The 15616-nt window shown below is 35.9% G+C and carries 12 protein-coding genes; 8 read left to right on the top strand and 4 right to left on the bottom strand.

Features of this window, described 5'->3' with window-relative positions; genetic code table 11:
* Nucleotides 1-22 precede the first annotated feature (22 nt).
* Complete coding sequence (locus tag AC3QLY_RS01550; protein WP_074420283.1) at nt 23-391, bottom strand: diacylglycerol kinase family protein; 369 nt, start codon at nt 389-391, stop codon at nt 23-25.
* 258 nt (nt 392-649) lie between these two features.
* Between AC3QLY_RS01550 and AC3QLY_RS01545 the strand changes: the two genes are divergently transcribed.
* Nucleotides 650-3145, top strand: coding sequence for a DUF5686 family protein (locus AC3QLY_RS01545; protein ID WP_074420272.1), 2496 nt, complete (start codon nt 650-652; stop codon nt 3143-3145).
* 13 nt (nt 3146-3158) lie between these two features.
* Here AC3QLY_RS01545 and AC3QLY_RS01540 read toward each other — a convergent pair whose 3' ends face one another.
* The gene (locus tag AC3QLY_RS01540) at nt 3159-4214 is read right to left on the bottom strand and encodes a quinone-dependent dihydroorotate dehydrogenase (RefSeq protein ID WP_492990383.1); all 1056 of its coding nucleotides are present in this window, start codon (nt 4212-4214) and stop codon (nt 3159-3161) included.
* Nucleotides 4215-4409: 195 nt separating this feature from the next.
* Between AC3QLY_RS01540 and AC3QLY_RS01535 the strand changes: the two genes are divergently transcribed.
* Nucleotides 4410-5603, top strand: a complete 1194-nt coding sequence (locus AC3QLY_RS01535; protein WP_492990381.1) for an acetyl-CoA C-acyltransferase — start codon at nt 4410-4412, stop codon at nt 5601-5603.
* A 126-nt stretch (nt 5604-5729) separates the two neighbouring features.
* On the top strand, nt 5730-6569 hold the full coding sequence (locus AC3QLY_RS01530; protein ID WP_074420418.1) for a universal stress protein: 840 nt from the start codon (nt 5730-5732) through the stop codon (nt 6567-6569).
* 5 nt (nt 6570-6574) lie between these two features.
* Here the strand turns inward: AC3QLY_RS01530 and AC3QLY_RS01525 are convergent, their stop codons facing one another.
* Complete coding sequence (locus AC3QLY_RS01525) at nt 6575-8257, bottom strand: NAD+ synthase (protein WP_074420419.1); 1683 nt, start codon at nt 8255-8257, stop codon at nt 6575-6577.
* A 178-nt stretch (nt 8258-8435) separates the two neighbouring features.
* Here AC3QLY_RS01525 and gldB point away from each other — a divergent pair, with 178 nt between their 5' ends.
* Entirely contained in the window at nt 8436-9452 is a 1017-nt protein-coding gene (gene gldB, locus AC3QLY_RS01520; RefSeq protein ID WP_179855959.1) for a gliding motility lipoprotein GldB, read from the top strand.
* Here gldB and apaG read toward each other — a convergent pair whose 3' ends face one another.
* Nucleotides 9453-9839 (bottom strand): Co2+/Mg2+ efflux protein ApaG, encoded by a 387-nt coding sequence (gene apaG / locus AC3QLY_RS01515; protein ID WP_074420421.1) that lies wholly within the window; start codon nt 9837-9839, stop codon nt 9453-9455.
* Between the two features lie 149 nt (nt 9840-9988).
* Between apaG and AC3QLY_RS01510 the strand changes: the two genes are divergently transcribed.
* The 4 genes from AC3QLY_RS01510 (at nt 9989) to AC3QLY_RS01495 (ending at nt 15488) form a co-directional block, all read left to right on the top strand.
* A complete protein-coding gene (locus tag AC3QLY_RS01510) occupies nt 9989-11443 on the top strand; it encodes an isocitrate/isopropylmalate family dehydrogenase (RefSeq protein ID WP_068245044.1) in 1455 nt (484 codons plus the stop codon).
* A gap of 143 nt (nt 11444-11586) precedes the next feature.
* Nucleotides 11587-13227 carry a pyruvate dehydrogenase complex dihydrolipoamide acetyltransferase gene (locus AC3QLY_RS01505; RefSeq protein WP_492990377.1) on the top strand — a complete coding sequence of 547 codons (1641 nt, stop codon included), beginning with the start codon at nt 11587-11589 and terminating at the stop codon, nt 13225-13227.
* A 238-nt stretch (nt 13228-13465) separates the two neighbouring features.
* The gene (locus AC3QLY_RS01500) at nt 13466-14641 is read left to right on the top strand and encodes a hypothetical protein (protein WP_492990375.1); all 1176 of its coding nucleotides are present in this window, start codon (nt 13466-13468) and stop codon (nt 14639-14641) included.
* A gap of 31 nt (nt 14642-14672) precedes the next feature.
* The gene (locus tag AC3QLY_RS01495; protein WP_492990373.1) at nt 14673-15488 is read left to right on the top strand and encodes a hypothetical protein; all 816 of its coding nucleotides are present in this window, start codon (nt 14673-14675) and stop codon (nt 15486-15488) included.
* Nucleotides 15489-15616 lie beyond the last annotated feature (128 nt).

Genomic DNA, 15616 nt, shown 5'->3' with positions numbered 1-15616 from the left:
TACATCCATTGCATCGGTTTTTTTATTCCCAATTGAAAATATAGTGAGTGATTTTTGGAATAAAAATAATGCAACCAATTATTACACTGCAACAGGCTGCCCAAAGTACGGCACCAGCAGCAATATCTTTAATGATTTTAATATTAGGATGAAAATCCGGTGTGATGTGATTGCAGATTTTTTCAATAGCTGTATTCATCATTTCTAACCCAATTACCAGCATCATGCAAAGCAAAACCAGTATCCATTCTATGTTTGAAATATGTAACCACCAACTGAGAAAAAGGGTAAGAATGGCTATAAAGAACTGTATTTTTGCATTTCTTTCCTGTATAAAAAATGTATAAATGCCGATAGCAGCATATTTCACAGCAATAAAAAATGAGGTCATTCCCTTGTTTGAATTGTAGTTTAAAGTTATTGTTATTGGGAAATATGTAGCAACCATTTTTGAAAAATCTTGTTATACATTAATTTATTTTAAATAATAACAATTGAAAGCTGTGTTTTTTCCATTCATTTTCACAAAAGCAGCATTTCATAAAAAAGGGCTATCTAACCAAAAGTCATTGGGCATGATTTAAAATAAATTAAATTTAATTGTGACTTATGTCTCTATTTACATTCCCCTATCCTTTAATTTTGCGCTATGATATGGCATACAGTTAAGAAAACCCTTTTGAGTGTTCTTTTGGTTTGGATGTGTAGCGCAGTAACTGTAGCGCAGGCAATTAAAATTAGTGGAGTCATAGTAGATAAACAAAGTGATGAGCCTATTCCCTTCTCTACTGCTGTTTTTAAATTGAGCGGGCAGGGTGTTTTAACCGACTCTTCCGGCCGCTTTGTATTTACTTCCGGCCAATGGAGTCACAATGATACCTTGCAAATCAGTTCAGTTGGGTATAAAAATGTTTTAATACCCAGTGCTTTATTTAAAGACTCGGCATTTTTTACTGTTAAAATGGAATTGTTGCCCAGTAATGATGTGGTGGTTAAAAGCAAATACAACCGGGCATTATGGTTTTGGCGAAAAATTATGCAGCACAAAGCCGATCATGAGCGTACCCACTGGAATAATTTTTATTATGAGGCTTACAATAAATTAGAATTAGATATTGCCAATATTAACACTGCCAAACTTTCCAAAAACTTTTTGGTAAAGCCTTTGAATTTTGTGTTCAATTATATTGACTCTACTTCAGAAGATAAACCATTTTTACCGGCTTATTTAACCGAAACCATTTCAGATTATTATCATCAAAATAATCCCGTACGTTCCCGCGAAATTATTAAAGCAACCAAAACCAATGGCATTGATAATGAAAGCCTGATAAAACAATTGGGTAATATGTACCAGATTGTAGATATTTATGCCAACACCATTCCTGTGTTTAACCGAGATTTCATTGGCCCTTTTAATGAACGTGGCGATAAGTTTTATAATTTTAAATTATTAGATACACAGTACCTGAATCATCGGAGATTGGTGCATTTTAAATTTACACCCAAACACAAAGGTGAAGATGTATTTGAAGGAGATTGCTGGGTGAATGATACCAGCTTTGCCATTCAAAAAATTACTTTACGTCCTGCCGTTGACGTAAATTTAAATTTTATCAGTGGGCTTACTTTAATTCAGGAATATAGATTAATAGATGATAGTATCTGGTTTTTATCGAAAGATAAATTTGTGGTAGATATTTCGCCCCTTGGGAAAAATAAACTGGCTTTTAAAGGACGAAAAACAACCACTTACCGAAAGGTATTGCTGAACAGCCCTTATGTTACCCGCATGCTCGATTCGGCCAAAACACCGAGTGAAGTTGATCTATTACCCAATGTTACCAATTTGCCCGATTCATTCTGGGCCGATCATCGGCATGAAGAACTGAATAAAAGTGAAAAAACGGTGTATGCATTATTAGATACATTGGAAAATAATAAAACTTATATTCATTATCGAAATACATTAGAGTTTTTAGCGAAAGGGTATAAAGATGTGGGCAATGTACGTATTGGCCCCTGGTGGTATTGGTTAAGCGCCAACCCCTATGAAGGTGCAAGGGTTCGTTTTGATGTGGAAACCAATCGTGGATTTAATGAGCATTGGTTTGCACATACTTATCTGGCTTATGGCTTTAAAGATAAAGGGCTAAAAGGGTTGGGTGAAATACGGTATCAGTTTAGCAGGCAACCCTGGAGTTACATCAACTTAAAGTATCGAAATGATTTGGATAATGGCCAGATGTATGCTGATCAGTTAGGTACCGATAATATTTTTGCTACCATTTTCAGGAGGCCTAATATTCCTTTTAAATACCAACGTTCCGAAGAATGGGATTTGAATTATTATGCAGAGACCAATTCAGGTTTTGGCTTTGGCACTTCTTTCACTTCTAAACAATATGAAGCATTATTAAACTTGCCCGGTAAACAATATTTTCCTACTACGAATGGCGGTACCCCTTTAAAAACCTTTGAAGCCGGATTTAGTGTTCGCTATGCTTACGATGAACGTACCCTGGTCAGTAATTTTACACGTTATAGTTTGGGTAGCGATTATCCCATTGTATTATTCAACTATGCGCATGGCTTCCCCGGTGTTTTAAACAGTAGTTACACCTACGATAAAGTAAGTTTATCTGTTTCTGATTATTTAAAAATTGCACCATTTGGTTATGTTTATTATAATGTATATGGCGGTAAAATTTTTGGAACAGCACCTTATCAGTTTCTGGAAGTACATCCCGGTAATGAGCAGTACTATTATAACAGGTATGCTTTCAGCTTAATGAATCGTTTTGAATATGTAAGCGATCAATATGCAGGTATTAATATTGAACACAATGTAGGTAATGGTTTGTTTAGATTAACCTCATTAACCCGTAAACTGAAGTTGCGGCAGTTATGGACATTTAAAGCTGTAGTAGGCAATTTAAGCCCTGACAATCAGCAATTGAACTATGTAGGCAATGCCCCCTTTAAATCGTTAGACGGGCATGTGTATACAGAAATTGGAACAGGTATTGATAATATATTTAAGCTGTTTCGTGTTGATTTTATTTGGCGCTTATCGCCAACTCCGGCAGTTAATGAAAATATAAATAAATTTGGTGTGTTTGGCAGTTTCCGAATTACTTTTTAATGAGCAACAGCAATCAACGGCTTAGTAAAGACTCGCAAATATTGCGTGCAATACCCGGTCCTTCATACACAAAACCGGTCCAAACCTGTACTAATTGAGCACCTGCTGCAAATTTATCCTGGGCATCGGCACCCGTAAAAATTCCTCCGCTTCCTATAATGGGTAAACGGTGTTGGGTTTGTGTAGCAACATAAGCCAACACTTGATTGCTTTTTTCGCGAAGCGGTGCGCCACTTAATCCACCCGCACCAATTTTTTCAATAACAGATGCTGCTGTGTGGTTCATCCCTTTTCTGCTAATGGTAGTATTACTGATAACCAGGCCGGAAAGCTTTACTTCTTCTGTTAATGCAATAATATCGTCTAATTGTTCTGTAGTTAAATCTGGCGCAATTTTAAGTAAAAGAGGTTTGGGTTGTGACTTCCCAAAATTGATATTCTGTAAGGAAGCGAGAATTTTTTTCAAAGCATCTTTTTCCTGTAAAGCCCTTAACCCCGGTGTGTTAGGCGAGCTAACATTCACCACAAAATAATCAGAAACATCAAATAAGGTTTCAAAGCAAATGGTATAATCTTTCCACGCATCTTCATTTTCGGTATGTTTATTCTTGCCAATATTTCCTCCAATAATTAACGATGCTGTTTCAGGTGTGTGTGCACTGTTTTTCCAATCTGCTAATCTTTTTTGTATGGCAATTACGCCATCATTATTAAATCCCATCCTGTTAATCAAAGCTTTGTCAGCCGGTAGTCTGAATAAACGTGGTGGCTCATTGCCCGGTTGTGCTTTCGGTGTAACAGTGCCTATTTCAACAAATCCAAACCCTAAACTGCTGAGTGGTTTTAAATAAACTGCATTTTTATCGAACCCCGCACCCAGTCCAACAGGATTTTTAAAATGAAGCCCAAAAACTTCTTTTTCCAAAGCCGCATCTTTTATGGAAAGTTGTTGTGCAATAAAATGTTGCAAAGTAGGAATATTACAAGCCTTTTGTAAACTATTCATCGCAAAATAATGTACCCTTTCAGGGTTCATTTGAAACAATAATTTTCTAATCAATGCATACATGGCTGCGAAGATAAAGCAGTGCAAAGAATAAGGAACAGAATCCTTGTTTGTTGATAGCATATTACGGTATACGCACAGTTGAAGCACAACATTTTTCCCTGCATGATTAACTAATTATTGGTTTCATTTGTTGAAAACCGAGATGGTAAAATTCAATGAATATATAGTTGCATAAACAACTTTTTATTACATTTGATGAGTAAAATTATTTTTATGCAGGAAGCATACATCGTTGCAGGTTTTAGGACCGCAGTTACCAAGAGTAAAAGAGGTGGCTTTCGTTTTTACCGTCCCGATGATTTGGCGGTGGAAGTGATAAAAGGATTGATGGCTACCCTTCCGCAGTTAGATTATAAACGGATAGATGATGTAATTGTAGGTAATGCTGTGCCGGAAGCAGAACAAGGCTTGCAATTTGGTAGAATTATTGCAGCTAAAGCATTGGGTGTTGAAGTGGCAGGTATTACCATTAATCGTTATTGTGCCAGCGGTTTAGAAAGTATAGCCATGGCAACGGCAAAAATTAGAACCGGCATGGCCGACTGTATTATTGCCGGCGGTACGGAAAGTATGAGTTTGGTGCCTACAACCGGCTGGAAAACGGTTCCATCCTATAATATTGCAAAAGATGAACCCGATTATTACCTGAGCATGGGTTTAACTGCCGAAGCAGTTTCAAAAGAATTTAATGTTTCAAGAGAAGATCAGGATGTGTTTGCATACCATTCGCACCAAAAAGCAAAAACAGCTATAGAAAATGGGTATTTTAAATCTGGAATATTACCCATTACTGTGCAGGAAACTTATGTAAATGAAAAGGGGAAAAAAGCGAACCGTTCTTATGTAGTAGATACCGATGAAGGGTTGCGTGCCGATACTACTGTTGAAGGGTTGGCTAAATTAAAACCTGCTTTTGCACTGAATGGTACCGTTACTGCAGGTAATTCATCGCAAACCAGCGATGGTGCTGCTTTTGTAGTTGTAATGAGTGAGAAGATGATGATTGAACTGGGCTTACAGCCCATTGGCCGATTGGTGAATTGTGCCAGTGCCGGCGTACATCCGCGTATTATGGGTATTGGTCCTGTGGCCGCAGTACCCAAAGTTTTAAAACAGGCGGGACTGAATTTAGCAGATGTAGATTTAATTGAACTGAATGAAGCCTTCGCAGCCCAGTCTGTTGCAGTAATTCGAGCGTTGGGAATGGATTCGGCTAAAGTAAATATTAATGGGGGTGCTATTGCGTTGGGGCACCCATTGGGATGCACCGGTGCTAAACTAACCATCCAAATTTTGAATGATTTAAAAAGACTGAATAAAAAATACGGAATGGTAACGGCCTGTGTAGGCGGTGGCCAGGGCATTGCAGGCATTATTGAACGAATGTAGGTTTGATTGGGAACTGTGTATAATGGGATAAGCGTGAAAGGGAAGGATATTATTTTTTTGTGAAATGATTTTCATCATTTTTTAACAGGCTTCTAAAAATTACCTTCATGTTATAAAAGTAAACACATGAAAACAATATTAATACCCACCGACTTTTCTGAAACTGCCAAACATGCCGCCATTTATGCCATGGAAATTGCCCGGCAAATAAAGGCAGAAAAAGTAATTTTATACAATACCTATCAAACCATTGTTACAATAGGTGCCGACCCGCTGGTTCCTGCGGTTGATGCTGTTGGGATTGATAATTTGAAGAAGGGAAGTGAAACAGGTTTGGAGAATTTTAAATTCATTTTATTGGCTTATCAGCCTGAAAATATTGTTGTAGAAACACTTTCAGAATTTAATCTGTTAACGCCGGGTATTCAGAGTGTATGCGAACGTATGCCCATTGATGTTGTAATGATGGGTATTACCGGCGGTGATGCCATTGAAGAAAATCTTTTTGGAAGCAATACTATACAGGTAGCCAAAAATGTTACTGTACCGGTAATCATTGTTCCAAAGGAGGCGCCAGTAAAGCCAATTGAAAAAGTATTATTTCTTTGTGATTTTCAAAAAGTTGTTGAAACTACGCCTATTCAGCCTATTATCAAGGTATTGGATGCTACCAAAGCAGCATTGCATGTGTTGAATATTGATAAAGATAATAGTCATTTTACACCTGAAACACCTCATGAAAGTTTAATGCTGCATAATTTGTTACATCAATACAATCCGCAATATCATTTTGTAGATGGCAATGATTTTATGGAAACAGCCAATAATTTTGTGAAAGAAAATAAAATTGATTTAATCATTTCAATTCCCAAAAGGCATGGCTTGTTTGATACACTGTTTAAAAGAAGCCATACCAAAATGATGGCATTTCATAGCATTGTACCATTAATGGTGGTTCATGACTAAAAAAATTAACTTAAATACTTTCCTACAATGGGTACCCTTCTGCCTACGCCAAAAGCCTTGGGCGAAACACGTATGATGGGGCAAAACTGGTTGCGTTTGTATTCGTTTGTATTTACAAGTTTTAAAATTCTGTTGACTAAGTCGGCATCATAGCCCATTGCTTTTATTTCGGCAGGCCCCATCCGTTGCTCAATATATTGGTATAAAATTTTGTCTAAAATGGTATAGTCAGGAAGGCTGTCACTGTCTTTTTGGTTTGGTCTCAGCTCGGCACTGGGGGCTTTCTGAATGATGTTTTCAGGAATAATCATTTTATTTTTATTAATGAAACGGGCCAGCTCATATACCTGTAATTTATAGCAGTCGCCTAAAACACCGAGGCCACCGGCCATATCGCCATACAAAGTACCATAACCGGTAGCCAACTCGCTTTTATTAGATGTGTTTAATAAAATGTAGCCAAATTTATTTGCTAATGCCATTAATAAATTACCTCTTATTCTGCTTTGCATATTTTCTTCAGCCAACGAAAATGGCATACCGTTAAATTGAGGAGCTAAGGTGTTTAAAAATGATTCGTAAATATGGTTAATGGAAATAATATCGTAAGGGTTACCGAGATTTTTACTGAGTGCAACTGCATCATCCACAGAATGTGATGTAGAATAGGGTGATGGCATTAATACAGCACGCACATTTTCGGCACCTAAAGCAGCGCAGGCAATGGCCAAAGTAACTGCCGAGTCTATTCCGCCGGATGAGCCAATAATAGCTTTGGTAAAGCCCATTTTCGAAAAATAATCCCGAATCCCTATAACAAGTGCATCATAAATTTGATCGATATTCAATGATTCCTGTAAAGTTGCAGGGTCCAATAATGCATCGGGTACATAAGCTGCTGCTTCAATTACCGGTTCTTTAAAATAGCCATCTTCATCCAAATGCACTGATTCTATTGCCTCTTTAAACAAGGGTAATGCTTTGCACAGGTTTGCATCTTTATCAAAAACCAATGAGGAGCCATCAAATACAATTTCTGTCTGACTGCCAATTGCATTGCAATAAATCATGGGTAATTTGTATTTCAATACATTGGCTTTAATCACAGCTTTTCTATCTTCAACATGAGTATAATCAAATGGTGAAGCGCTTAAATTCACCATCATATCCGGTGCATCTTTCATCAATTCATCCATTGGGCAGGTTCTGTACAATGGGTTGTTGCCTAAGTTCCAAATATCTTCACAAATGGTTACGGCAATTTTCTTTCCTTTAAATGGTACTACATGCCAATCAAAAGCAGGTTCAAAATAGCGGTATTCATCAAACACATCATAAGTAGGTAAAAGGGTTTTATGTAATTCTGCAATCACTTCGCCATTGTATAAAAAAAATGCTGCATTAAAAAGTTCCTTTCCTTTTCCGCTATTATTGTTTGCAGGTGCACCTACCAATACCCCAATATTTTGGGTATGCGCTTTAATAACGTTAATAGCAGCATAACATTTGGCAATAAAATCGTTGAACTCAACAAAATCTCTTGCAGGGTATCCGCAAATACTCATTTCACTAAATACAATTAAATCGCCACCGGCCTGCTTTGCTGTTTCTATGGCCGCAATAATTTTTTGTGTATTGAAATCAAAATTGCCGATATGATAATTTTGTTGTGCTAAAAAAATCTTCATGTAATTTTTTTTAAGTGTGCTTACAAATAGACCTAAATGAAACAGGAATAGTATATCAATTATTGTCGTTTAAAAATGCAAAGTTCTATATTTTAGACCAAAGCTATCAGCCCAATCTTAACAAAACAAATGGCAATACTCAACACATTGTATTTATTTTGCAGTAAATTATTTAGAAATGGTCAGATTGATGCTTAGAACAGGTTGGATAGCAGTAGTGATTTTTTTGGCAGCCTGCTCTCCCAAAAAAAAATTACCTGATGTTTCTAATATATCCATGCCTTTGACTTTGCAACGTTTTGACCGGGATTTTTTTGCAATGGATACCATGCATGTTTCGCATGGATTAGACAATCTACAAAAAAAATATCCTGTTTTTATTAAAGATTATTTGTATAATATTTTAGCAGCGTATCCACAACCAGATAGCGTATTGAAAGATGTACTGCTCTTCAGAAGAACCTATGCGCCGATTGATAGTGCCGTTCAACAGCAATTTTCAAATGTTAAAAAGTATACGGAACAAATTGCCACTGCTTTTCGATATTTTCATTATTATTTTCCCAAATACAATTTGCCACACAGCATTATTACTTATATTGGTCCCATTGAAGGGATAGGCAGTGCCTTAACTTCATCCGGATTGGCCATTGGCTTGCAGGCATATCTGGGGCATCAGTTTCCGGCATATCATACACAATACATTAGGGAAGTATATCCCGATTATGAAACAAGAAGGTTTGAACCAGAATACATTACTGTAAATTGTATGCGTAATATTTTAAGTGATTATTACCCGGAAAAAAAAGCAGGAATGCCCTTGATAGAACAAATCATAGAAAGTGGAAAGCGCATGTATGTTTTAGATGCCTGTTTACCAAATGTAGCCGATAGTATTAAAACCGGTTACACGCAAACCCAGCTTTCCGGCTGTTATGCCCACGAAAAAAATATATGGAGTTTCTTCATACAAAATAATCTGCTGTATGAAACAGAACCTACCCAAATTGCCCCTTACGTGAATGATGGCCCCGGAACTCCTGAATTGGGCCCTGCAGCTCCCGGAAATATAGGCCTGTTTACCGGCTGGCAAATTGTAAAACAATGGATGAAAAAACATCCGGGAACCAGTCCGGAACAATTATTAGAAACCCCTTCAAAGCAAATTTTTGACGAAGCAAAATACCAACCCTGATTAATTCAGTTTGGCGGGCACAATCATTTCAAATGGGGGAATATTTACAGTAAAATGGGTTTTTGTATTTTGATTTTCCATGGTATAATAACCGCTCATTTTTCCCACTTCTGTTTTAAAATTACAACCACTTACATACTGGTAACTTTCACCGGGAAGAATAACAGGTTGTACCCCAACCACGCCTTCACCATCTACCTCCCTGTTTTCACCATTACTGTCAAAAATAAACCAATGCCTGTTGAGCAACTGAACGGTAAAATCATTGAGGTTTTCGATGGTAATACGATAGGCAAACATGAATTCATGGGTTAAAGGATTGCTGTAATCCGGCTGATAAAATGTTTCCACGCTAATTTGAATGCCTGCAGAAATTTTTGAAACCATATGCTGTGTAATCTGTAAGCATAAAGATAAGAAAATCAGTGTTAATAGTATTTGTTCATTCAATTTTAAAGCAGTAATACACTATTCCGGCCTGTTTACTACAGAAACAATTCTATGAAAGCTTACTTTTGCAATCTAAAATTTAAAGTATGAATAAAATAGCAGTGGCAAAAGGTGATGGAATAGGCCCGGAAATTATGGAGGCTGTTTTAACTATTTTTTCCGCAGCGAAAGTGCCGCTGCAATACGAATTTGTAGAAATGGGAAAATGGGTTTTTGATAAAGGATTCAGTAATGGAATGACACCCGATGCGCAACAAACCATAGAAGCATTGGGTATTTTGTTTAAGGGCCCTATGGAAACACCAAAAGGAAAGGGGGTAAAAAGTGTAAATGTTACTGCCCGTAAAACCTGGAATACCTATGCCAATAAAAGAACTTTTCAAACTTTGCATGGGGTAGATACCGTTTTTAGCAAAGCAGGTATTCCTATCGATATTACAGTGGTAAGAGAAAATATTGAAGATACCTATGGTGGTATTGAACACATGCTTACACACGATGTAGCGCTTAGCCGCCGTTTTATTACTCGCCCCGGCAGTTTGCAGTTAATAAAATATGCCTTTGAAATGGCCAAGAAAAAAGGTGCGAAAAGAATTACCTGCAGCCATAAAGCCAATATCATGAAAATTACAGATGGTTTGTTTTTGCAGGTATTTTATGAAGTGGCCAAAGATTACCCGGAATTAAAAGCCGATGACGTAATTGTAGATGATTTGTGTATGAAACTGGTAACACGGCCCGATTTATTTGATGTGGTGGTATTAACCAATTTACAGGGCGATATTGTAAGTGATTTATGTGCCGGACTGATTGGCGGCTTAGGCTTTGCACCCTCTGCCAATATTGGTGATCATATTTGCATTTTTGAAGCAGTTCATGGAACAGCTCCGGATATTGCCGGTAAAAATTTAGCCAATCCGACTGCTTTGTTGTTAAGCGGTATTGGTATGCTGCACCATTTGGGATTAATGCAAACAGCAGCACTCATTGAAAATGCCTTATTATATACCTTAGAACAAGGTATTCATACCGGCGATTTTGGCGATAAAAGCATACCGGCCCTTTCTACCACTGCATTTGCAGAGGCCATTATTCAAAATTTTGGGAAAATACCCGAATTGGGCGCTAAGCCGGCATTACCTAACATGCCTACTACACAAACCCATTTTAAATTAGATAAAAACCCCATGCTCGAATCTATTGAAACAGAAAAAGAGCATATTGTTGGGGTTGATTTTTTTATTGAAAGCAATGAACAACCTATTGCTATTGCCAATAAATGTATGCGCCATGCAGGTGTAAAATTTAAATTAGTGAATATCAGCAATCGTGGTACACAGGTTTGGCCTACCGGATCGGTGTATACTAATTTAGTGAACCAATACAATGTTCGCTTTGAGAGTATTGATGATATGCCTTTAAACCAAATGGATGTGCTGGGATTATATGTAAGTATGAGTGGCAATTTTAAAATATGCTCATCAGAATTGCTGTTAATGTTGGGTAACAAAAAAGCCTACTCATTGGCACAGGGGCAATAAGTAAATACATAACCAATTAAAATAACAATAAGTGACCCGTTCAATTGAATTTAAATGAAGAAACAGTCATTTTTTAAAGGTTTACCTTTTCTGTTCTCATTTTTAACTTAATTTCACGGCTCATTTTAAAGAGCAATTGAACTATGGCAGAAGCGATATTAATGCCACGCTTAAGCGATACCATGACCGAAGGGGTAATTGCTGCCTGGCACAAAAAAGTGGGAGACACTGTTAAAAAGGGCGAATTATTAGCCGAAATTGAAACCGATAAAGCCACTATGGAGCTGGATAGCTATCAAAATGGGGTTTTATTGCACACCGGCGCCCCAGTAGGCGGTAAATTACAAGTAAATGATTTATTGGCTATTTTAGGACAGCCCGGCGAAGATATTAGTGGTTTACTGGCACAGCATGCACCCAATTCCGGGGCACAGCCTGCGGTAAAACCAGCAAAAGCTGCACCGGCAACTCCGCCTAATCAACCTGCAGCCAATGCACCAGCACCGGCAATGGATATTAGCAAGATGGAAGAAGTGGTATTAATGCCGCGATTAAGTGATACCATGACCGAAGGGGTTATTGCAGCCTGGCATAAAAATATTGGTGATACCGTTAAAAAAGGGGAAGTATTAGCGGATATTGAAACCGATAAAGCTACCATGGAGTTAGAAAGTTATAAAGATGGCATTTTACTTTATCAAGGGGCTAAAGCCGGCGAAAAAATTCAAGTGAATGATTTGCTTTGTATTATTGGCAAAGATGGATTAGATATTAATGACATTGTAGCTGCCGTAAAACATACCAATCAACAAGGCACTCCTGCAGCTACTGTACCAACACCCGCTGCGCCTGCTTCACCGTCTGCACCTGCTACACCAGCTGCTGCTCCTGCGCCTGTTATCGTTAATGAAGGAAGAATTTTTGTTTCTCCATTAGCCAAGAAATTGGCAGAAGAAAAAGGTATAGATTTACGATATGTAAAAGGTAGCGGCGACAATGGCAGAATTATAAAAGCTGATATCGATAATTATGTGCCGGCTACTACAGTCGCCTCTGCAACTGCAGCTTCTGCGCCAACTGTACAGGCATTACCGGCAGGCCAGGTTAGGTACGAAGATGTTCCTGTTTCGCAAATGCGCAAAACTATTGCACGTCGCCTGAGCGAAAGTTTATTTACAGCGCCGCATTTTTATTTAACTATGGCTATTAATATGGATGCTGCTGTTGCCGCCAGAACCAAATTGAATGAAAATGCCAAAGTTAAAATCAGTTTTAATGATTTGGTACTGAAAGCTACGGCTATAGCTTTAAAACAGCACCCTAAAGTAAATAGTAGTTGGATGGGCGATTTTATTCGGTATAACCAGCATATCAATATTGGTGTTGCAGTAGCCGTAGATGAAGGTTTATTAGTACCCGTAGTGCGTTTTGCAGATAGTTTGAGTTTAAGCCAGATTGCGGTTCAGGTAAAAGAATACGCACAAAAAGCAAAAGATAAAAAATTACAACCGGCCGATTGGGAAGGAAGTACTTTCACCATTTCTAATTTAGGCATGTTTGGTATTGACCAGTTTACAGCCATTATCAATCCGCCGGATGCTTGTATTTTAGCCGTTGGTGGAATATCGCAGGAACCTGTTGTGAAAAACGGACAAATTGTACCCGGCAATGTAATGAAGGTTACCCTTAGTTGCGACCACCGGGTTGTAGATGGAGCAACCGGTGCTGCCTTTTTACAAACACTAAAAAGTTTATTGGAAGAACCGCTTAGAATGTTGATTTAACTTAACGGATGCTAATTGAAAAAGTCCTGTTGATTCCTTGCGAATGAACAGGACTTTTTTTTAAAAAAATAATTAATAATATTAACAAATGTGTAAATGACTGTAAATTAATAGTTTTATCAAAAATTTATCAAAAAAAACCGTATTTTATCATTAAAAAATAATAAAATAAATTTTAAATTTATTAAAATATAAAATTATTTTTGATTTAAATTAATAATCAATTAAAAATATTTTTATGAAAAACATTAAAATTATTTTATGCGCTTTTTTTGTTTTTGTGTCTTGTAAAAAGGAAGATTTGCATATAGCAAATCAGATTAACCAATATAATATTTTTAAAAAAATAGATATTTCGAATCAAATATTTAAAAAAATAAATGGAAAATTAACTGATGTTAATTTATTAGATCTGGTTATATTTTCATTTAACAGCTATGAAAAAGTACATAATATATCCAGTATAATTAAAAAATATGGTATACCCATTTGGGATATTTCAATTGTCATAAAAAATCAAAACGGATTTAATACATTAGTGACTCCAGTTATAAATGAGGAAAATAATACTAATGCATTGATATTTTTTTACAAATACAGTAATAATAAGATTTTATTCAAAATCGTAAGTAAAAATAATACACAGCCTTTTGTTCAGAAATATGGAAACAAGGGAGCTACTATTTTTTCTGCATCTACACTTTTGGGCTTATTTAGTGCATCCAATAAAAATATACAATTGTTAAGTGATCTTGAAAAATCAATGCAGCTTTCAACAAATAATATTGCCAATAACGGATTAATAATATCATATATTTGCTGGGATTATACATGGGCATATTCTAATTCAGATGGTAGCGTAGTAGTTGGGGTTATGCCCCAATGCAGTTACCAGTTTACCATAAATTTGGGTGATATTATAAATATGGATGGCAGTTCAGGTTATCTTGATGATATTAATTGTGCAGAAAATTGCGCTATGATTTTTACTGATTTGGTTTCAAACTCTACGACAGCTTCCTATACAGTTTCTACACAGGTTGGAGATGTTGATGACTTTCGGAAATCTAAAATTATGCAATGGGTGATACTTACAAATCCCACTTTTCAACTAATTTCTTCAGAATCAGGTATTGTGAAATTAGTAGATAAGCAAAGTAATGTTTGGAATTGGGAGTCGTTAACACATCAAAATATTACAATGGTCGGCAATCCAATTGGTGGAGCGGTATCATTTAATCAGGGAGTTGGCACCCCCTCGTTTGTAGCAGGTACCCCTAATGTTTTATATGCGGGTATGTCACTTGATTTTAATGTTACTTATCATCCAATTTGTAATTGTACTCTTCCTAATTTACTGGATCAAAGTGTTAATTATAATTCCACAATCATTGGTTGGCCTGCAAAACCATAAATAAATTTTTGAGTTGTTTTATTTTTAAAAGATGAATAAATTATATACATTAATTATAATGTTACTTAGTTTAAATACAAAAATTGATTGCTTTCATTCTTCGGTAAATAGGAAGATTACAGGTTTTCAAATAATAGATTATTATGATATATATGTAACCAATAAAGATAGTCTCAATTCAATTAAATATATAAACTTTAATGATACTATTTCAGTTTTTAAATTAGAAAATTATACTTTGTATAAACTTAAACCAGTATATAATTTCCAAAATAATGCAAAAATATTTAATTCTGAACGTTATTTTTTATTCAGGAATTTTGATTCTTTGGGGTATTATTTTTCTTCTATTTATGATACTTCTCATGGAGTTTATTATCCGGTTGACTCGTTTTTAAGAGTAAATGCACATTACGGACAGATAAATAATTTTAAAGATTCACTGGCAAAGGATAGTTCATACTTATATGCTACGATACACTATGGAAATAACATTTTGCTGGAAAAATATGTGCATTTTGATAATTACAAAGGGAAAAATTCTTTTGATTCATTTTATTTATATTATGATTCATTTATGAGAAATATTCCATATAGTTTTTCTAACTATATGGATAACCTAATGAAAATGAAGCTTTTCAAAATAGAAATTATCTTCAATAAAATGGTAGATGTTGAAACCGGGTTTACTATACCTAAAAGGAGAATTTTTATTGAACTTCGTAAAATGGACCCTATGCCAGATGAAAATATTTATAATACTTTTATAAGATTTTTAAAACAAGCAAACATTTCTCTTTTTGTAAGCTCATTTTTGCAGGTACAATCATTTTTAAAATTCAATTGATAAAAAAGCTTTGTTTGCATAATTGTGTTTTACTTTATCATATGTTTTGTATTGATTACTTATTAAATGGTATTGATTACTTATTAAATATCTATGATTACAAAGTATAGCATTTTTTCACTTTTTTT

Source organism: Hydrotalea sp. GW822-HT8A01, assembly GCF_058798575.1.
The sequence above is the reverse complement of the archived record's forward strand: the minus strand, read 5'-3'. Positions and strand labels throughout refer to the sequence as shown.

Coding starts and splice junctions, on each gene's coding strand:
- AC3QLY_RS01530 (WP_074420418.1), top strand. CDS start 5,730: ATGAAAACAATATTAATACCCACCGACTTTTCTGAAACTGCCAAACAT.
- gldB (WP_179855959.1), top strand. CDS start 8,436: ATGGTCAGATTGATGCTTAGAACAGGTTGGATAGCAGTAGTGATTTTT.
- AC3QLY_RS01550 (WP_074420283.1), bottom strand. CDS start 391: ATGACCTCATTTTTTATTGCTGTGAAATATGCTGCTATCGGCATTTAT.
- AC3QLY_RS01505 (WP_492990377.1), top strand. CDS start 11,587: ATGGCAGAAGCGATATTAATGCCACGCTTAAGCGATACCATGACCGAA.
- AC3QLY_RS01540 (WP_492990383.1), bottom strand. CDS start 4,214: ATGTATGCATTGATTAGAAAATTATTGTTTCAAATGAACCCTGAAAGG.
- AC3QLY_RS01495 (WP_492990373.1), top strand. CDS start 14,673: ATGAATAAATTATATACATTAATTATAATGTTACTTAGTTTAAATACA.
- AC3QLY_RS01510 (WP_068245044.1), top strand. CDS start 9,989: ATGAATAAAATAGCAGTGGCAAAAGGTGATGGAATAGGCCCGGAAATT.
- AC3QLY_RS01545 (WP_074420272.1), top strand. CDS start 650: ATGATATGGCATACAGTTAAGAAAACCCTTTTGAGTGTTCTTTTGGTT.
- apaG (WP_074420421.1), bottom strand. CDS start 9,839: ATGGTTTCAAAAATTTCTGCAGGCATTCAAATTAGCGTGGAAACATTT.
- AC3QLY_RS01500 (WP_492990375.1), top strand. CDS start 13,466: ATGAAAAACATTAAAATTATTTTATGCGCTTTTTTTGTTTTTGTGTCT.
- AC3QLY_RS01525 (WP_074420419.1), bottom strand. CDS start 8,257: ATGAAGATTTTTTTAGCACAACAAAATTATCATATCGGCAATTTTGAT.
- AC3QLY_RS01535 (WP_492990381.1), top strand. CDS start 4,410: ATGAGTAAAATTATTTTTATGCAGGAAGCATACATCGTTGCAGGTTTT.